The sequence below is a fragment of the Collimonas sp. OK607 genome, assembly GCF_900111995.1.
In the GTDB taxonomy this organism is placed as follows: Bacteria; Pseudomonadota; Gammaproteobacteria; order Burkholderiales; family Burkholderiaceae_D; genus Collimonas.
Window position 1 is genome coordinate 63,178 of sequence record NZ_FOKF01000005.1, and the last position, 17,823, is coordinate 81,000.

Below are 17,823 nucleotides of genomic sequence, written 5' to 3' on the forward strand. Positions count from 1 at the left end.
ACCCCGCAAATGTACAAGTACGAAGCGAATGTAACGCAATGTAATGATCGGGAAATATTTCCAAAATATAATCTTCGCCCGGAACGCCCCCAAAAAGCGCGTATCAGTGGCGCCAGCTTCTTATCAAGACCAGCCCCGTAAATATTTCCGAAAGTTATCATGCATAAAGAGATGCGTTTGACCACGTTGACCATTCTGGTCGCACTTGCAGTTTCCGCCTGCAGCAGCAATGGCGGCAGCAACCTTGAGGCTGGCGTTCCGGAGGGAACCGTGCTGAAGCTGGCATTGCTGGAAACCACCGACATCCACCAGAACGTCCTCAGTTACGATTACTACGGTTTGAAGGCCGACACCAGCCTCGGCCTCGAGCGCACCGCAACCCTGATCAAGGGCGCGCGCCAGGAAAATCCCAACAATCTTTTGCTGGACGATGGCGACGTCATTCAGGGTACGCTGCTCGGCGATTACCAGGCGGTTGCCGCGCCGGTTACCTGCAGCGGCACGCTGGCGGTGCATAAGGTGATGAACGCCTTGCAATACGACGGCGCCGGCATGGGTAACCACGAATTCAACTACGGTCTCGATTTCCTGAGCCAGATCACCAACACCGATTTCGGCGTTCCGGGCGTGCAAAAAGGCAGCAACTGCGGCGCGCCGAATTTCCCGCTGGTGTTATCCAATGTGGTCGGAGTCGCATCCGGCAAACCGATTTTTAATCCGTATGCGCTGATCGCCAAACAGTTCAGCGCCACCAAGCCTGACGGCAGCACCATGAGTGTCGCATTGAATGTCGGCATCATCAGCTTTGTGCCGCCGCAGATCATGGATTGGGACCAGAAGAACCTGGCCGGCAAGGTGATGGTCAACGGCGTGCAGGAATCCGCGCTCAAGTATGTGCCGGAGATGCGCAGCAAGGGCGCCGACCTGGTGGTAGCCCTGTCGCACGGCGGGTTGGATGCTTCGCCTTACAGCCCTAAGATGGAAAACGGCAGTTTGTATCTTGCCAGTACCGGTATCGACGCACTGATGCTGGGGCACTCCCACCTGATATTCCCGCAAGCGCGTGAAGCCGGCGCGCCAGCTATCGATGCTTCGCTGGCGGCCTTGCCGAGCAACCTGGTGGATACCAGTAAAGGTTTGGTCAACGGTATTCCGGCGGTGATGGCGCAAAGCTGGGGCCGGCGCCTGGGCATCATCAAGATGGTGCTGAAATACCAGGGCGGCAAATGGGTGGTCCAGAAAGACCAGACCAATGTTGAGGCGCGCGGCTTCAAATATGTCGACGGCAAGACCAACATCGATGCCGATCCTTCGATTGCGCCGCTGGTCGCCACTGAACACCAGGCCACGCTGTCTTACGCCACGCAGCCGCTGGGTACCACGACCGATTTCGAGATGTCGGCCTACTTTTCGCTGGTGGGAGATGTCAGCGCGATCCAGATCGTCAACCAGGCGCAGATCGACTATGTGAAGACTTTCATCGCCAATTCCACCGATCCGGTACTGGCCAGCTACAAGGCGATCCCTGTGATTTCCTGCAGCGCGCCGTTCAAAGCCGGCCGCAACGGTCCGACCGACTTTACCGATGTCGCTCCAGGTGCTTCCCCGACGGCGCCGTTCGGCTTGCAAGTACGGAATCCGGGCGATCTGTACTTATATGGCAACAACAACCTGCAAGCAGTCAAGATCAAGGGTTCCGACCTGAAAAAATGGCTGGAAACCGCGGCAAAGCAGTTCGCCATGATTGATCCGGCCAGCACTGCCGAGCAAGACCTGGTGCCGTCCTATTCGACGATCTTCAACTACGACGTGTTCTATGCTGAAAACAACGCGATGCAATATCAGATCGACGTCACCAAGCCTGCCGGCAGCCGTATCAGCAACCTGACTTATGCCGGCAAGACCGTGGCTGACACTGACGATTTCATCGTCGCCACCAATGATTACCGTGCTGGCGGCGGCGGTAACGTGCCAGGTATCGATGGCAGCAAGACCATCATCAAATCGCCAGACGCCAACCAGGCGGTGGTCAGTGCTTATCTGAAAAAGCAGGGCAAGATCACCAGCGCGGCAAATGGCAGCGGGCAAAGCTGGAGCTTCGTCAAGGTGACCACCCAAGGTCCGGTTATCCTCCGTTCGGCGCCGGGCAAGTTGCCGGTTGCACAAACGCTGGGCTTGAGCCGGGTGAAAGCGGAAGGCGCGCTGGATGCCAGCGGGTTTGCCAAATACGCAATTGATTTGAGCAAGTGAGTCAGCGATGGGACATAAAAAATCGCACGTGATTGCACTCTTGCTGGCTGCGGCTATCTTGACTGCATGCACCCAGACGCAAGATATAGGGCCAGACAACGCCCGCATAGAATCGGTGGGTTTGCTGGCCCTGCATGGTCGCCAGGCAAGTGCGATTGACCAGCTGAGGGTCTGGGCCGTCGCGGGCCGGCCGGTAGCGCAGCGCGAACTCGGGTTGGCGCTGGCTTCGATTCCTGAGGAATCAACGCAAGCTGGCGCATGGATGCAGAACGCGGCAACTGCAAATGACGTCGAAGCGCAGTTTCAACTGGGACAAGCTTTTTATCAAGGCGGTCTGGGGTTCCAGGTTGATTACGGCCAAGCCTGGAACTGGTATGAGCGAGCGGCCACGTCAGGCAATGCAAAAGCCAGTTTCATGCTGGCCCGCATGGCGAAATATGGCGAAGGCGTGCCGCGCGATCTCAACCGTTCGGCTAAATGGCTGCTGGAGGCGAGCGTTCAGGGCAATGCGCAGGCGATGTTCTTGCTGTCAAACGCTTATACCGCAGGTGACGGTGTAGAACAAAACCAGCAGTTGGCCCGGGATTGGCTGGAACGCTCGGCCGCGGGTGATTTTCCGGTAGCGATACAGGCGCTTGCCATGAGCCTGGAAGTTGGTGACCAGCATGGTGAGCGCGATCCGGTACGGGCACGTCATCTGATAAAGGAAGCCACCGATGAACGCAGCATGCGCTGGAATAACTACCAGTAGCGTGGGCACATGGTGCCCACGCGGACCGTGATAACCGGAGCGCGGGTGCAAGCGGCATCGAGATGAGCATGTACGTGTAGGGAGTTCACGTGGGCACAATGTGCCCACCCTACAGGGAGTAGAATTAGTCAGGAACCTGTGTGCCGATCCGGCGTCATATGCCGGCATCATCTGCACACACCTGACCAGCTTCTCCATGAGGAATTTCATGCTTTTGTCACTACGACGCACTTTCGTTGCCGCCTTATTCCTCACCGCCACACAGATTACCCTCGCGCAAACGCCGAAAACAGTCGTCCTTGAAGACCTGACCTGGACCGAACTGCGCGCCCAGATCGCGGCCGGCAAGACCACCATCATCATTCCCATCGGCGCCACTGAACAAAGTGGCCCCGATGTCGCGCTGGGCAAGCATAACGCCCGCGTCAAAATCTTGTCGCAGCGGATTGCCGAAGGATTAGGCAATGCGTTGGTGGCGCCGGTAATCGCCTACGTACCGGAAGGCAATTACGCACCGACTACATCCCATATGCGTTTCCCCGGTACCATCACGGTTCCGGACGATGTCTTTGAAAAGACGCTGGAATCCGCCGCCAACAGTTTCACGGTCCATGGCTTCAAGAACATCGTCTTTCTAGGCGATCATGGTGGTTATCAGAACGACATCAAAAAAGTGGTGACCCAGCTTAACAAGGCCTGGTCCGGCTCGCCGGCGCGGGCTATCCTGCCGCCGGAATATTACGCCGCCAGCTCGGACGGCTACGCGCAAATATTGCGCAAACACGGTTATCGCGATGACGAAATCGGCACCCACGCCGGGCTTGCGGATACGTCATTGCAGCTCGCCGTGGCGCCGCAGATGGTGCGCCAGGACAGCCTGCGCAATGGCCCGAAACTCGGGTTGGCCGACGGCGTCTATGGTGGCGATCCGCGCCGTTCGACAGCAGAGATTGGCCAGCTGGGCATCGATGCGATCGTGACACAGACCATCAGTGCCCTTAAGACGGCCACTGCCGCCCGCTAGATTTTTCCCGGTATTCGTTTACAGTTGCCACATACTCAGTTGCCACAAAGTTAATCAAGGAACCTCTCATGGATTTTCACCCTCGCCGCTTGTCGCGCCTTGCTTCCTCCATCAGCGTTGCATTGGCTGCTTTATGTATTGCCGGCAGCGCCTCCGCCGCGCCCGCGCCTGCTGCAGCAGTTACTACGGTGCCGGGCATGCCACCGGTGGTCAATCCGGCCAATCTGTATAGCGAAGCCGGCGCTGGCCATTTCAGCCCGGCGGTAGCCGGTGCATTGCCACGGATCTACGTCCCGAACCTGCGTTCGAACGACGTCTACGTGATTGATCCGGCAACGTTCAAGGTGGTCGAGAAATTCAAGGTCGGTTATAGCCCGCAGCACGTGGTCCCGGCATGGGATTTGCAGACCCTGTGGGTGGCCAACAATGCCGAAGGCCGGCCCGACGGCAGCCTGACTCCTATCGATCCGAAGACCGCGAAGCCGGGCAAAGAGGTGCCGGTGGAAGATCCCTACAATATGTACTTCACGCCCGACGGCAAGGAAGCCATCGTGGTGGTGGAAGCCCACGCCCAGCTGGATTTCCGCGATTCTCATACGATGGCTCTGAAGTCGAGCCTGTCGGTGCCGGAATGCAAAGGCATCAATCACGCCGATTTTTCCATCGACGGCAAGTACGCCCTCTTCACCTGCGAGTTCGGCGGCCGCCTGGCGAAGATCGACCTGGTCAACCGCAAGGTCGTCGGCTATCTGCAACTCGACAAGAAAGGCATGCCGCAGGACATCCGCATTTCACCAGACGGCAAGGTGTTTTTTGTTGCCGACATGATGGCTGACGGCGTGTTCGTGATCGATGGCGACAATTTCACCAAGGTCGGCTTCATCAAGACCGGCACCGGCACCCACGGACTGTACCCAAGCCGCGACGGCACCAGGTTGTACGTTGCCAATCGCGGCTCGAACAAGATCCATGGCGCGCGCAATGGCAAAGGCAGCGTTTCGGTGATCGACTTTGCGACGCGCCAGGTAGTGGCCAACTGGCCGATCCCGGGCGGCGGCAGTCCCGACATGGGCAACGTCAGCGCGGACGGCAAGATGTTGTGGTTGTCCGGCCGCTTTGACGATGTCGTGTATGCGATCGATACCACCAGCGGCGCTGTCAAAAAGATTGCGGTCGGCGCCGAACCGCACGGCCTGACCGTCTGGCCGCAACCTGGCCGCTACTCGCTGGGCCACACCGGCAATATGCGCTGATCATGTCGGCAACAGGAACAATAGAAACCTTTGACGTTGCCTACGAAAGTTTCACGCTGAAAGGCGATTTTCATCCGAGCACGTCGGCTTGCCATGCCCTGATACTGCATGGCGCCGGCGCCAGCTCGCGCGCCACCGCCAGCCGTTCGGGATTGCGGCCGGCACTTCAGGCGCGTGGCGTGGCGAGCACCTCTTTCGATTGCATCGGCCATGGCGAAACCGGCGGCCTGCTGCAGTATTCTTCGGTTGGCAGCCGCACCCGCCAGGCCGAAGCGGTGATCGCGGCACAGAATTTGGTACACCCGCTATCGAAACCGCTGGTGATATTCGGCAGCAGCATGGGGGCTTACAACGCCATCAAGCTGACGCAAACGCACGAGGTTGCCGCCTTGATCCTGATTGTGCCTGGCGTGTATGAGCCCGCTGCATACGATGTGCCGTTCGGGCCGCAGTTCTCAGGGATCATCCGGCGCGACCGCAGCTGGGCCGACAGCGATGCCTGCGCGATCCTGTCGGAATTCACGGGCAACCTGCTGATCATAGCCGCCGAACACGACGCCGTGATTCCGCTGGAAATACCGGATCGGCTGTTACTATCGGCACGCAAAGCGCGTTCGCGCCGACTGCGGGTAGTGGCCGGGGCTGACCATCAACATCTGTTTCCGTTGTTGAGTGAAGAACGCCCGGACGAATTTGACGAACTGATGGACATGATTGTCGATTGCGTCCACGGTTCATCGCCCCGGCCCTAGTCCGCACGTTTCACGATCTCACAAACAGCACCGTCGATACCGTTCGTCGGGATGATTGTTGATTTGCAGCCATTCCGCCGCTACTCTTGCATCCACCTTTTATCAGGAGGAACCGCATGAAAATTGTATGGCTAGGCTGCCTTTTCCTCGCGTTGACGTCCACCCAGATCAATGCGCAACAGTCCGCCGACACGGCGAACACCAATAAAGCAAAAGAAGTCGTCCGCGATCTGGAACGCATCGTCTCCCCGTCCGGCATACAAGAATCCTATAAAACCAGCATCGGCGGCATCGACCAATGGCTTAACGTCCGGGGCCAGGACCAGGCCAATCCCATCGTCCTGTTCGTCCACGGCGGGCCGGCCTCGCCCTTGACGCCTACCATCTGGCAGTTCCAGCGACCGCTGGAAGAGTATTTCACGATGGTTAACTGGGACCAGCGAGGCGCCGGCAAGACCTATGGCGAAGTCGATCCAAAGGACATCGGCGACAGCATACATATCGCACGGTACGTCGACGATGCGATAGAGGTAGCCGAATACATCAGGACGCGATATCACAAAAAGAAAATCATCCTGATGGCGCATAGCTGGGGCACCGTCGTTGCCATGAGCGCCGCGCTGAAGCGGCCGGATCTGTTCTACGCCTATGTCGGCATCGGGCAAGTCATCAGCACCAGGGAGAACGAACGCATCAGCTTTGAATACGCGCTTGAGCAAGCGAAAGCGCACGGTAACGCAGCCGCACTGAAGGAGCTGGAATCGATAGCGCCATACCCGGGCGACCAGCCGATCACCCGCGAGCGCATCATCATCGCCAGGAAGTGGCCACAATGCTACGGCGGCCTGAGTGCATTTCGTAATGCATCCAACTATTATTTCGACGCACCGCTGCTATCGCCTGAGTATGACGAAGCCAATGTCCGCGCGATCGATGAAGGCAGCCTGTTCACCTTGGGCAAAATCCTGCCCGAATTCGTCGGTGTCGATTTTTCTAATATCCATACCTTCCCGATACCCGTCGTGATGTTCATGGGACGCCACGACTACACTACCCCGACCGCGCCCACCGCCGCCTGGCTGAGCAAGCTGCATGCACCCTACAAGCAGGGCGTCTGGTTTGAGCACTCTGCGCATATGATCCCATGGGAAGAGCCGGGCAAAACGCTGGTCAGCCTGTTGAAGTACGTGCGCCCTCTGGCAGAGAAGGCCAATTAAGGTCGCTTCGATTCAGAGGATCGAACCGAAAAAATATCGATTCCCGATTTCCTCTATGATTCCAATGCAGCGGCACCGTTGCGCGTGGGTGCTTCCGGCTTTTTGGTCTTGTTAATCGTCAGAGAGAATTCCATGAAAATCGATCTAAGTGACAAACATGCAATCGTGAGTGGTTCGACCGCCGGCATCGGCCTGGCGATTGCGCTGGGCCTGGCGCAAACGGGGGCGACGGTAGTGGTGAATGGCCGCACCCAGGAGCGCGTCGACCAGGCGCTGGCGCAGATCCGCGACAAATTCCCCGCAGCCCGTTTGCAAGGAATTGCCGCCGACCTCGGCACGCCAGAAGGCGCGGCCTTGTTGTTCAAGCAAGTGCCGGATACCGACATCCTGGTAAATAATCTCGGCATCTTCGAAGCCAAGCCATTCTTCGATATTACCGATGAAGAATGGCAGCGTTTCTTCGACGTCAATGTGATGAGCGCAGTCCGCTTATCGCGTCACTATTCGCCCGACATGGCTAAGCGTGGCTGGGGCCGGGTGTTGTTTCTATCGAGCGAATCGGGGTTGCAGATTCCCAAGGAAATGGTGCATTACGGGGTGACCAAGACCGCCCTGCTGGCGGTCTCGCGCGGCCTGGCGGAAACCATGGCCGGCAGCGGCGTCACAGTCAATGCAGTGTTGCCGGGGCCAACCCGCTCCGAAGGAGTCGGCGACTTTTTCGCATCGCTGGCACGCGATAAAGGTGTCGCTGTCGAAGAGCTGGAGCGCGATTTCATTACAGAACACCGCCCGAGTTCGCTGATCCAGCGTCTTGCCACGGTTGAGGAAGTCGCTAATATGGTGGTCTACCTTGCTTCTGTGCAAGCCTCGGCTACCACCGGTGCGGCGCTGCGCGTGGATGGCGGCGTGGTGCGTTCGATTTCGTGACGATTTCCTGAATATATGAACCCGGCGCCTGAAACGCGTTAGGCCACGGCTTCCGCTGCCAGTGCTGATTTCACTGTAGCCCGCGCGCCGATGTTTTCCATATACCTGGCGATCGCCTGCCATTGTTCAAGGTCGATTGAAAAAAACGCTGTCCACCGCAGTACGGTAAACAGATAGGCGTCCGCCACGCTGAATTGCGCACCGAGCAGATAATCCTGCTGCGCCAGGGTTGATTCGATCTGTCCCAGGCGCCGCACCAGCTTATCCTTGAAGATGGTTTTGACGCCATCCGGAATGGCGGCGTTGAAGAGCGGACTCATGCTTGCATGGATTTCGCCGGTGATGAAATTCAGCCACTCCTGTAAACGTACACGTTCCCAGCTGCCGTTCGGCGGCGCCAGCTTTGCCTCGGGTTTGAGATCGGCAAGATATTGCACGATCGCCGTACCTTCAGTCAGCACCTCACCGTTTGCTAGCTGCAGCGCCGCGACATAACCTTTTGGATTGATGGCCAGGAAGTCACGGCCATCCGCGGTCAGCTTGGTCTTGTTATCGACTTTGACCAGTTCAAACGGCAAGCCCAGTTCGCGCAACACGATATGCGGCGACAGCGAACAAGTCTCGGGGGCAAAATACAATTTCATACAGCTCTCCTATGGGATCGCGGCGGAATGCGGCGACCGGGGAGAGTATGGTGATTGCGGTTACTATTGTAAAGAAGGGAGAAATTTGTTATATAGGTACATAAATTATACTTAGGTAGCTCCATGAAAACCAATGTCTCTGGTTGCTCGGTAGAGGAAGCCATGCTGCTGCTGGGCGGGCGCTGGCGTATGTTGCTGGTGTCCTACCTGCTGGACGGCCCCAAGCGCTTCAACGATCTGCGCCGTGATGTGCCGAATATCTCTCAGCGCATGCTGACGCTCGATCTGCGCGCGCTCGAAGCAGCTGGATTGGTACAGCGCACTGTTTATGCCGAAGTGCCGGTGAAAGTGGAGTACTGCCTAACCGCCGATGGCCAGCGTTTGCGAAAAGTGGTCGATGTATTGAAGGAATTCGGACTTTGGCTAAAACAGGAGCAGCAACAAAGCCCGGATGAGCCCAGCCTGATACATTAACCGGAACGTTCCGCTCCGCAGCATGTCTGTTAAAAGCAACTCGAAATCTAATCGGCAATGCCGAAGTTTTTACGGTAAATGCGAAGAGCGGTACGAACTAACCGGGGTCAGAGTGAACTTTCGGTATGTCTTACCGCCGAAACTTCACTCTGACCCCGCTTAGTGGACCACGGAGCAGGAGCGGTAAAACGGAAAGAAACAAACCTGCGAAAAGTGAACTGCTTTTCTCCGTAGCCGTGATGTGAGGTCAGAGTCAAGTTTCGCGATAAAGCCTGCGAAAGTTGACTCCGACCCCATATCACTATGTGGTCGATTCGCATCGAGGAGAGAGGATATATCGATGTTGATAAATAGATTTCAAACAGGCTCTTAGAGCTACCATTCAACTTATGAGATAACTATGCGGCTATTCTTCCCTCTGATTGCAAGTTTCCTGCTGGCGGCTTGCGGCCACGTAACATCGCCCACTGGCGAAAGCGGGACCACCATTACCCCTTATGGCGTGATCGATGCAGGTGTCACGCGCAGTACGAATCGATAATTACAGGACTGGAGTGCAGAATTGAAGCAACCCGTGAAGCAAGACCTGAAGCAACACATCAACGCCAGCCTGGTCGAAGCGCAGCAAGCGCTGAATGCCCTGCTCACCAACGACGCCGCTTTGCAATCCATCGAGCAAGCGGCCGATTTGCTGATCGATGTATTTGAACGCAAAGGCCGGGTGTACTCGTGCGGCAATGGCGGCTCCATGTGTGACGCCATGCACTTCGCCGAAGAGCTGACCGGCCGCTACCGGCTGGATCGGGCGGCACTGGGGGCGACGGCGATCAGCGATGCCGGGCATCTCACCTGCGTCGGCAACGATCATGGGTATGAACAGGTGTTTTCACGCTATATCGAAGGGCACGGGCGTGCCGGTGATTGCCTGGTCGCGCTGAGCACCAGCGGCACCAGCAAGAACATCATCCGCGCGGCGCAAACTGCGCGCGATCTCGGCATGCATGTAATCGTTTTATCCGGCAAGCAGAGCGAGTTGCTGGCATCTTTGAGCAGCGTCTACATCTGCACTCCGGGCGGTACATTTGCCGATCGTGTGCAGGAGTTGCACATCAAGGTATTGCACATCTTGATCGAGCTTATCGAACGGCATTTCTTTCCAGAGAATTACGCCGGCAAGGCATAGCTTGCCGTCGAATCAAGCCAGCGGTTCGGGTTTGCCTCCGCCCGGAACCGCCGCAGCACTAAGCACCGCATCACGCTTGTCCAGCAAATGCTGGCGCAACACTGCCGCCAGCCGTTTACCGTCGCGCACTTCGAGTGCTTTCACCATCTCGTCGTGATCATGTGCGGCGCTATCCCATTTTTGCGGCTGGAAATTCGATTTGAAACGCAACGCCTGCAGGCGTCGGTTCAAGCCCAGGTAAGTCTGGCGCAGGACTGAATTACGGGCGGCGTCATTGATCTTGTCGTGGATAGCCTGGTTGCGGCTGTAATATCCCGGCAAATCGTTTTGCGCCTTGCAGGCCAGCATCGCATAGTGCAAGGCCTTGATTTCAGCCAGTTCGACCGGTGTGATGCGATCGCAAGCCAGCTCGCCCGACATCGCTTCCAGGCCGCTCATCAACTCAAAGGTTTCCCAGATTTCGGTTTCCGACATCTTGGATACCGATGCACCCCGGTTCGGCGAAATTTCTATCAGGCCTTCGGCCGCCAGCACCTTCAAGGCTTCCCGCAAAGGAGTACGCGAAATGCCCAGCGTTTCGCATAACTCGCGCTCGTTGAGTTTGGTCCCTGGCACCAGCACCGCTTCGACGATCAGGTTGCGCAAATGATCCACCACCGTGTCATGCAGGCGTTGGCGTTCCAGTTTAGGGACCAGGGGAGCGGCTTTTTCTTCTTGTCCGGTTATCGCATTTTGCATTCAAAATCCTTCTTTACGCGTTTGATCCTATTTTAACATCAAATTTATGGCGTCAGAATCAACGTCGTTGTGGCTGCCAAGGTGAATGTAAAAAGGATTAAATCGGCCAAAAGCCAGCATATTTAACTGATTATTGGCAATTAAAGTGAATTTTAGACAATTTAAAACCTTTGTACGAAGTCAGGTATTCCTAGAAATACCTTTACGGTTGAAATGTTGACTGCTAAAGTATTTTGAATACAAAATTCAATTAGTTAAAAGGAGGAGTAAATGTTGACACTAGATTTCCATCCGGCCGGCCGTCATTTTCTGCAAATCCCGGGCCCGAGCCCGGTCCCTGACCGGATCTTGCGGGCCATGAGTTACCCCACCATCGATCATCGCGGACCGGAATTCGGCGCGCTGGGTTTGCAGGTACTGGCAGGCATCAAGAAGATTTTCAAGACCGAGCAACCGGTGGTGATTTATCCGGCTTCCGGCACCGGCGCATGGGAAGCGGCGTTGAGCAACACCATGAGCCCGGGCGACACAGTGCTGATGTATGAAACCGGGCATTTCGCCACCTTGTGGAAAAAAATGGCAGAGGCCCTGGGTTTGAAACCTGAATTTCTCGGCTTGCCCGGGATTGAGGGTTGGCGCCAAGGCGTCCAGGCAGACCGGATCGAACAGCGCTTGCGCAAGGATAGCGAACACCAGATTAAAGCGGTGTGCGTGGTTCACAACGAAACCTCGACCGGCGTCACCTCGGATATCGCTGCCGTGCGCAGGGCAATCGACGCCGCCGGCCATCCGGCGCTGCTGATCGTCGATACGATTTCAGGATTGGCTTCAGCCGACTATCGCCATGACGAATGGGGTGTCGACGTCACCGTCTCCGGTTCGCAAAAGGGATTGATGCTGCCGCCTGGCATCAGCTTTAACGCGGTATCGCAGAAAGCCATCGCAGCCAGCAAAAGCGCAAAATTGCCGAGAGCGTTCTGGGACTGGACCGACATCATCGAGATGAATAAAACCGGTTACTGGCCGTACACACCGAATACCAATCTGCTGTACGGCTTATCGGAAGCGCTCGACATGATTCTCGGCGAGGGGCTGGATCAAGTGTTCAAACGCCATCAACGTCTGGCAAGCGCCTGCCGCGATGCCGTGCGCGCGTGGGGCCTGGAAATCCAATGCGCCGATCCGGCACTGTATTCGCCGGTGCTCACCGGTGTGATGACGCCCGCCGGTTTCGACGCCGATGCAATCCGCAAGACCATTTATGAAAACTTCAACATGTCGCTCGGGACCGGCCTCGGAAAAATGAAGGGCGGCATGTTCCGTATCGGTCATTTGGGCGAGGCCAACGATCTGACCCTGATGGCGACATTGGCTGGCTGCGAAATGGGCCTGAAGCTGGCCGGTGTTCCCTTGGCCGGCAGCGGCGTGCTGGCAGCGATGGAAAACCTGACGGCGCAAAACAGCAAGCCAGTGTTGAAAGCAGCGTGAGCCGACGCTGCGCCATGTGTAACTGAATAGAGAAGATGGATTCAATGCCGAAACGGGTTGAATCGGTTCCTGCACCGTCCCATAGAGGACGGGCCGGGCAAAGGATAAAGACGAAGAATAAAGATGTCCTGCGGCGCCTGCCGACCACCATAAAATATTGGAGACCACAATGAAACACCTGCGTTTGCGTGCGACAACCGTCGTGCTCATCATGTTATGCCTGATGTATTTCATCACGTACCTGGATCGTGTCAATGTCAGCACCGCTGCGGCCGGTTTTGCAAAAGAATTCGATCTTTCAAAAACCCAGATCGGCCTGGTGTTCTCTGCATTCGCCTATCCCTACCTGGTATTTCAAATTATCGGCGGCTGGGTCAGCGACAAGTTCGGCGCCAAACGCACCCTGATCTACTGCGGCATACTTTGGGGCATCGCCACCATATTGACCGGTTTTGCCGGCGGTTTGTTTTCGTTGTTGATGGCGCGGCTGCTGCTGGGGCTGGGCGAAGGCGCTACTTTCCCTGCCGCCACCTCCGCCATGTCGCGTTGGGTAGCCAAGGAAAACCGCGGTTTTGCCCAAGGCATCACCCATGCGTTCGCCAGGATCGGAAATGCGGTCGCGCCCGCGCTGGTGGTGTTCGTCATGGCGACGCATGGCTGGCGTGAATCTTTCTACATCTGTGGCGTGATCAGCTTGATCTGGGTGCTGGTATGGGCATTCGTGTTCACCGAGCATCCTGAGAAGCATCCGCGCATCACCGCGGAAGAACTGGCAACTCTGCCTGCTGTCAAGAAAAGCACCCCGAAGATCCCATGGGGGCCGCTTTTCAAGCGCATGCTGCCGGTGACCATTGTCTACTTTTGCTACGGCTGGACTTTGTGGCTGTTCCTGAGCTGGATTCCACAATACTTCTTGCATAGCTACGATCTGGATATCAAGAAGTCGGCCTTGTTTGCCTCAGGCGTATTTTTCGCGGGCGTGCTCGGGGATACCTTGGGCGGCATCGTCAGCGACAAGATTCTGAAGCGTACGGGCAACCTGAAGCGGGCGCGCAGCCAGATGGTATCGGTCTGCATGCTGCTGACGCTGGTGTCCTTGCTGCCGCTGCTATTTACCCACAATGTCTACGTGTCGATACTCTGCCTGAGCGCCGGTTTCTTCTTCGCTGAAATGACGATCGGTCCGATGTGGGCGATTCCGATGGATATCGCCCCGCAATATTCGGGCACCGCCAGCGGCATGATGAATACCGGCTCGGCGCTGGCAGCAATCATCTCGCCGGTATTGTCCGGCTATCTGATCGACCGTTACAACAACTGGGAATTGCCATTCGTGGGAAGCATGATCCTGATGGGATTCGGCGTGCTGCTGGCTTTCCGCATGCAACCGGATAGCAAGTTCGAGCAAGGCGTAGCGGATGCTGTGCCTGACACAGTGAAAGCCGGCGCATAGCTACGCCGGTGATTTTTCTTCAAGTTTTTTGACAGGACTTTCTCTATGCTGGTCAAGCCTATCCATCTGGTCCCGCGCAACGCAACTTTTTCCATGTCGCTGGCGGTACAGCTACGACAAGAGTTGAGAGGCGAGGTTCTGTTCGACAAAGCAGATCGTGGCAGATACGCAACCGATGCCTCCATCTATCAAATCATGCCGATCGGTGTGGTGGTGCCGCGCGATCAGGAGGATTTGCTGTTGGCGCTGGATATCGCCCGCAGCCACCACATGCCGGTTCTCGCGCGCGGCGCCGGCACCAGCCAGTGCGGGCAAACCGTCGGCGAGGCGCTGGTTATCGATAACAGCAAATGGCTGAACAAAGTTATCGCCTTCGATCCTGTGGCGTGCACCATCACGGTCGAACCCGGGATAGTTCTCGATCATCTCAACGCCTGGCTGAAACCGCACGGACTATGGTTTCCTGTGGATGTGTCGACCGCGGCCCAGTGCACCATCGGCGGCATGGCAGGCAACAATTCGTGCGGCTCCAGATCGATTGAGTACGGCAATATGGTGCACAACGTGACGGCCATCGATGCCGTCCTGGCGGATGGCATGCAAGGGCGTTTCGAACGTCTGGACAGGATGGAGAGGACCGGCCGGATCGGCGATATCGTCAGCGGCTTGCAGCGAATAGCGCAGCGCGAACGGGCGGAAATTGCAGAGCGCGTGCCCAAGGTGCTGCGGCGTGTCGGTGGCTACAACATCGATATCTTCGATTGCCAGAACCCGCGCGCTTATACCGACGACGGCATCGCCAATCTGGCGCATATCCTGATCGGCTCTGAAGGGACGCTGGCCTATAGCCGGCAGATCACCCTGTCATTGGCGCCGCTGGCGGCGCACAAGGTATTGGGCGTGGTCAACTTCCCGACCTTTTACCAGGCGATGGACTTGACGCAACACATCGTGAAGCTCGGCCCGACCGCAGTCGAACTGGTCGACCGCACCATGATCGATCTGTCCATGAGTAATCCGGCATTCAAGCCGGTCATCGAAAAAGCCCTTACGGGACAGCCGCAAGCGATTCTGCTGGTCGAATTCGCCGGCGAGGATCACGCCGCATTGCTAAAAAAATTAGCCAGCCTCGATGAACTGATGGCCGATCTGAAGCTGCCCGGTTCGGTTGTGCAAATGGCCGGCGCCGCTGACCAGAAAGCATTGTGGGATGTACGCAAAGCCGGCTTGAATATCATGATGAGCATGAAGGGCGACGGCAAGCCGGTGTCCTTCATCGAAGATTGCGCCGTACCGCTGGAACACCTGGCGGAATATACCAGCCAGCTGACCGAGGTTTTCCACAAATACGGCACCGAAGGCACCTGGTACGCACACGCCAGCGTCGGCACTTTGCACGTCAGGCCGATACTCGATATGCGTCGCGGCGGCGCCAAAGACATGCGCGAGATTGCAGAAGCTGCTTCGGCGTTGGTCCGCAAATACAAAGGTGCTTATTCCGGCGAGCACGGCGACGGTTTGTGCCGCGGCGAGTGGGTCGCCTGGCAATACGGCCCGAAAATCAATGCGGCCTTCACCGAAATCAAAGATCTTTTCGATCCGCAGAACCGTTTTAATCCGGACAAGATCGTGCGTCCGCCCAAGATGGACGATGCTGCCAATTTCCGTTTTGCGCCAGGATATAGAGAGTTGCCGCATCAGCCCGTGCTGGATTGGTCTGCCTGGAATGTCCGGCGCAATCCTCTCACCGGCGAGGAAACCGCAGCCGGCACCGGTGACGACAGGACCGGCGGCCTGGCCAAACTGGTTGAAATGTGCAACAACAATGGCCATTGCCGCAAGTTCGACGCCGGCACCATGTGTCCCAGCTATCGCATCACCAATGATGAAAAACACGTGACGCGCGGCCGTGCCAATACCCTGCGCCTGGCGCTCTCCGGTCAGCTCGGCACTGAAGGCCTGGCCAGCGTCGAGGTTAAGGAAGTACTTGATCTGTGCGTATCCTGCAAAGGCTGCAAACGCGACTGCCCGACCGGCGTCGACATGGCGAAAATAAAAATCGAAGCCCGTGCCGCATGGGCAAACAAGCACGGCCTTAGCCTGCGCGACAAGCTGATCGGATTCATGCCGAAATACGCACCTTACGCCAGCGCCGTCGGTGGATTCATCGCCTGGGCTGAACGTGTCCCGGTAGTGGCATCCTGGGTCAAAAAGCAGATAGGCATCGCCCCGCAAAGGTCTTTCCCGCAGTTTAAAAAAGCATTCCTGAGCAATGCAAAATCTGCGAGGAAGAGCGACCGCGAAGTACTACTGTTCGTCGATACCTTCAATAATTACATGGAACCTGAAAACGCCAGCGCCGCACAAACGGTGCTGGAAGCTGCCGGCTATACGGTCCACTTCAACGCCGTTGCCGGACAAAAGCCGCTTTGCTGCGGCCGTACTTATCTATCGGCCGGCCTGGTCGACCAGGCAAAGGCCGAAGCGCGCAGGACGCTGGATGCATTGATGCCCTACGTCGAACGTGGCATTCCTGTCGTCGGGCTGGAGCCCTCCTGCCTGCTGACCTTGCGAGATGAATTCCTCAATTACGGTTACGGCGAGGAAGCGCAGAAGCTGGCGCAGTCGTCCTTTCTTTTTGAAGAATTCCTGGTCAAGGAAAAACAGGCAGGCCGTCTTCAGCTGGATTTGCAACCTCTGCCAACCGGCAAGGTGCTGCTGCACGGGCATTGCCATCAAAAAGCCTTCGATGCCTTGCGCCCGGTACAAACCGTCTTGCAATGGATTCCGCAAGTCGAGCTATCCACGGCAGAGTCTTCATGCTGCGGCATGGCTGGTAGTTTTGGGTATGAGGCTGAGCACTATGACGCGTCGATCGCCATGGCTGAACTGGCGTTATTGCCAGCGGTACGCAAAGCTGGCAAAGACGGCATCGTAGTCGCCGATGGCACCAGCTGCAGGCATCAGATTCACGATGGCGCGGATACGGTGGCATTGCATGTGGCGCGGGTTCTGGCCTTGTCTTTGTCCGGCAAGAATGTGAGCTGACAAACCTCAGTTCAACTCGCGCAGCCTGCTGTGCTTGGGCAGCCGGGCGGCCAGGTAGTCATGCTGGTCGGCCAGGACATTTCTGCCGCTCAGCAGATAGTGCTCGGCACGGCATGGCACATAGGGCACGTACAGAAGCGGGCGAAAGCTTTCCAGCGGCTTGTTGCCTTTTTCCTGGTTGCAGTCCTTGCAGGCGGTGACGCAATTCATCCAGGTATCCCTGCCGCCGTGGGAACGGGCATGGATGTGGTCGCGCGATAATTCGTTGTGTGGAAAGTGGCCTCCGCAGTAGGCGCAGGTGTAGCGGTCGCGTTTGAACAGCAGATCGTTGTGGTGGCCTAGCGGCAGTTCCAGGTGCAGCATGCGCGCCATGATGGCGCTGCCGGCGATGGCGATGATAGGTTTGACGGCGATGCGCGATTGCACCCCGGTGCGGGAATAACCACCGCGGAAGACGATGTCGCCATCCCCGAGTTCCCAAGCCACCTTCCCGCTCGCATAATAGAGCACAGCATCTTGTGGCGAAATCCAGTCGAACGGATTGCCTGCGATATCCAGAGTCAGAATATGGGAATTCATTTTCTTCACCTTTGCCGTTGATTATAACCAGCATCCGGCTTT

General features: G+C 57.0%; 16 protein-coding genes. 13 read left to right on the top strand and 3 right to left on the bottom strand.

What is annotated here, in order from left to right; all coding sequences use genetic code 11:
- The first annotated feature begins 159 nt into the window (after nt 1-159).
- The 7 genes from BM029_RS05450 to BM029_RS05480 all read left to right on the top strand — a co-directional run bounded on the left by BM029_RS05450 (nt 160) and on the right by BM029_RS05480 (nt 8,174).
- The gene (locus BM029_RS05450; protein WP_244544921.1) at nt 160-2,250 is read left to right on the top strand and encodes a bifunctional 2',3'-cyclic-nucleotide 2'-phosphodiesterase/3'-nucleotidase; all 2,091 of its coding nucleotides are present in this window, start codon (nt 160-162) and stop codon (nt 2,248-2,250) included.
- A 7-nt stretch (nt 2,251-2,257) separates the two neighbouring features.
- Complete coding sequence (locus BM029_RS05455; protein WP_092433370.1) at nt 2,258-3,001, top strand: tetratricopeptide repeat protein; 744 nt, start codon at nt 2,258-2,260, stop codon at nt 2,999-3,001.
- Between the two features lie 208 nt (nt 3,002-3,209).
- Nucleotides 3,210-4,025, top strand: a complete 816-nt coding sequence (locus tag BM029_RS05460; protein WP_092433372.1) for a creatininase family protein — start codon at nt 3,210-3,212, stop codon at nt 4,023-4,025.
- A gap of 68 nt (nt 4,026-4,093) precedes the next feature.
- The gene (locus tag BM029_RS05465) at nt 4,094-5,278 is read left to right on the top strand and encodes a YncE family protein (protein ID WP_092433374.1); all 1,185 of its coding nucleotides are present in this window, start codon (nt 4,094-4,096) and stop codon (nt 5,276-5,278) included.
- Nucleotides 5,279-5,280: 2 nt separating this feature from the next.
- A complete protein-coding gene (locus tag BM029_RS05470) occupies nt 5,281-6,030 on the top strand; it encodes an alpha/beta hydrolase (protein ID WP_092433376.1) in 750 nt (249 codons plus the stop codon).
- A gap of 116 nt (nt 6,031-6,146) precedes the next feature.
- Nucleotides 6,147-7,247, top strand: a complete 1,101-nt coding sequence (locus tag BM029_RS05475) for an alpha/beta hydrolase (protein WP_092433378.1) — start codon at nt 6,147-6,149, stop codon at nt 7,245-7,247.
- A 132-nt stretch (nt 7,248-7,379) separates the two neighbouring features.
- Nucleotides 7,380-8,174, top strand: coding sequence for an SDR family NAD(P)-dependent oxidoreductase (locus BM029_RS05480; RefSeq protein ID WP_092433380.1), 795 nt, complete (start codon nt 7,380-7,382; stop codon nt 8,172-8,174).
- A gap of 38 nt (nt 8,175-8,212) precedes the next feature.
- Here BM029_RS05480 and gstA read toward each other — a convergent pair whose 3' ends face one another.
- Nucleotides 8,213-8,818: a glutathione transferase GstA gene (gene gstA / locus BM029_RS05485; RefSeq protein WP_092433382.1), complete on the bottom strand. Its 606-nt coding sequence runs from the start codon at nt 8,816-8,818 to the stop codon at nt 8,213-8,215.
- Nucleotides 8,819-8,941: 123 nt separating this feature from the next.
- On the opposite strand from gstA, the gene BM029_RS05490 reads away from it, so the two are divergent.
- The 3 genes from BM029_RS05490 (at nt 8,942) to BM029_RS05495 (ending at nt 10,475) form a co-directional block, all read left to right on the top strand.
- Nucleotides 8,942-9,292, top strand: coding sequence for a winged helix-turn-helix transcriptional regulator (locus BM029_RS05490; RefSeq protein ID WP_092433384.1), 351 nt, complete (start codon nt 8,942-8,944; stop codon nt 9,290-9,292).
- A 400-nt stretch (nt 9,293-9,692) separates the two neighbouring features.
- Complete coding sequence (locus BM029_RS25860) at nt 9,693-9,833, top strand: hypothetical protein (RefSeq protein WP_170850994.1); 141 nt, start codon at nt 9,693-9,695, stop codon at nt 9,831-9,833.
- Nucleotides 9,834-9,854: 21 nt separating this feature from the next.
- Entirely contained in the window at nt 9,855-10,475 is a 621-nt protein-coding gene (locus BM029_RS05495; RefSeq protein WP_244544922.1) for an SIS domain-containing protein, read from the top strand.
- Nucleotides 10,476-10,487: 12 nt separating this feature from the next.
- On the opposite strand, the gene BM029_RS05500 is transcribed toward BM029_RS05495, so the two are convergent.
- Nucleotides 10,488-11,213 (bottom strand): GntR family transcriptional regulator, encoded by a 726-nt coding sequence (locus tag BM029_RS05500; RefSeq protein ID WP_092433386.1) that lies wholly within the window; start codon nt 11,211-11,213, stop codon nt 10,488-10,490.
- A 270-nt stretch (nt 11,214-11,483) separates the two neighbouring features.
- Between BM029_RS05500 and BM029_RS05505 the strand changes: the two genes are divergently transcribed.
- From BM029_RS05505 to BM029_RS05515, 3 genes are all read left to right on the top strand, one after another.
- Nucleotides 11,484-12,701, top strand: a complete 1,218-nt coding sequence (locus BM029_RS05505; RefSeq protein ID WP_092433388.1) for a pyridoxal-phosphate-dependent aminotransferase family protein — start codon at nt 11,484-11,486, stop codon at nt 12,699-12,701.
- 169 nt (nt 12,702-12,870) lie between these two features.
- Entirely contained in the window at nt 12,871-14,154 is a 1,284-nt protein-coding gene (locus BM029_RS05510) for an MFS transporter (RefSeq protein ID WP_092433389.1), read from the top strand.
- Between the two features lie 45 nt (nt 14,155-14,199).
- Nucleotides 14,200-17,202: an FAD-binding and (Fe-S)-binding domain-containing protein gene (locus BM029_RS05515; RefSeq protein ID WP_092433391.1), complete on the top strand. Its 3,003-nt coding sequence runs from the start codon at nt 14,200-14,202 to the stop codon at nt 17,200-17,202.
- Between the two features lie 6 nt (nt 17,203-17,208).
- On the opposite strand, the gene BM029_RS05520 is transcribed toward BM029_RS05515, so the two are convergent.
- Nucleotides 17,209-17,781 carry an HNH endonuclease gene (locus tag BM029_RS05520; protein WP_170850995.1) on the bottom strand — a complete coding sequence of 191 codons (573 nt, stop codon included), beginning with the start codon at nt 17,779-17,781 and terminating at the stop codon, nt 17,209-17,211.
- Between the last annotated feature and the right edge of the window lie 42 nt (nt 17,782-17,823).

Coding starts and splice junctions, on each gene's coding strand:
- BM029_RS05450 (WP_244544921.1), top strand. CDS start 160: ATGCATAAAGAGATGCGTTTGACCACGTTGACCATTCTGGTCGCACTT.
- BM029_RS05455 (WP_092433370.1), top strand. CDS start 2,258: ATGGGACATAAAAAATCGCACGTGATTGCACTCTTGCTGGCTGCGGCT.
- BM029_RS05460 (WP_092433372.1), top strand. CDS start 3,210: ATGCTTTTGTCACTACGACGCACTTTCGTTGCCGCCTTATTCCTCACC.
- BM029_RS05465 (WP_092433374.1), top strand. CDS start 4,094: ATGGATTTTCACCCTCGCCGCTTGTCGCGCCTTGCTTCCTCCATCAGC.
- BM029_RS05470 (WP_092433376.1), top strand. CDS start 5,281: ATGTCGGCAACAGGAACAATAGAAACCTTTGACGTTGCCTACGAAAGT.
- BM029_RS05475 (WP_092433378.1), top strand. CDS start 6,147: ATGAAAATTGTATGGCTAGGCTGCCTTTTCCTCGCGTTGACGTCCACC.
- BM029_RS05480 (WP_092433380.1), top strand. CDS start 7,380: ATGAAAATCGATCTAAGTGACAAACATGCAATCGTGAGTGGTTCGACC.
- gstA (WP_092433382.1), bottom strand. CDS start 8,818: ATGAAATTGTATTTTGCCCCCGAGACTTGTTCGCTGTCGCCGCATATC.
- BM029_RS05490 (WP_092433384.1), top strand. CDS start 8,942: ATGAAAACCAATGTCTCTGGTTGCTCGGTAGAGGAAGCCATGCTGCTG.
- BM029_RS25860 (WP_170850994.1), top strand. CDS start 9,693: ATGCGGCTATTCTTCCCTCTGATTGCAAGTTTCCTGCTGGCGGCTTGC.
- BM029_RS05500 (WP_092433386.1), bottom strand. CDS start 11,213: ATGCAAAATGCGATAACCGGACAAGAAGAAAAAGCCGCTCCCCTGGTC.
- BM029_RS05505 (WP_092433388.1), top strand. CDS start 11,484: ATGTTGACACTAGATTTCCATCCGGCCGGCCGTCATTTTCTGCAAATC.
- BM029_RS05510 (WP_092433389.1), top strand. CDS start 12,871: ATGAAACACCTGCGTTTGCGTGCGACAACCGTCGTGCTCATCATGTTA.
- BM029_RS05515 (WP_092433391.1), top strand. CDS start 14,200: ATGCTGGTCAAGCCTATCCATCTGGTCCCGCGCAACGCAACTTTTTCC.
- BM029_RS05520 (WP_170850995.1), bottom strand. CDS start 17,781: ATGAATTCCCATATTCTGACTCTGGATATCGCAGGCAATCCGTTCGAC.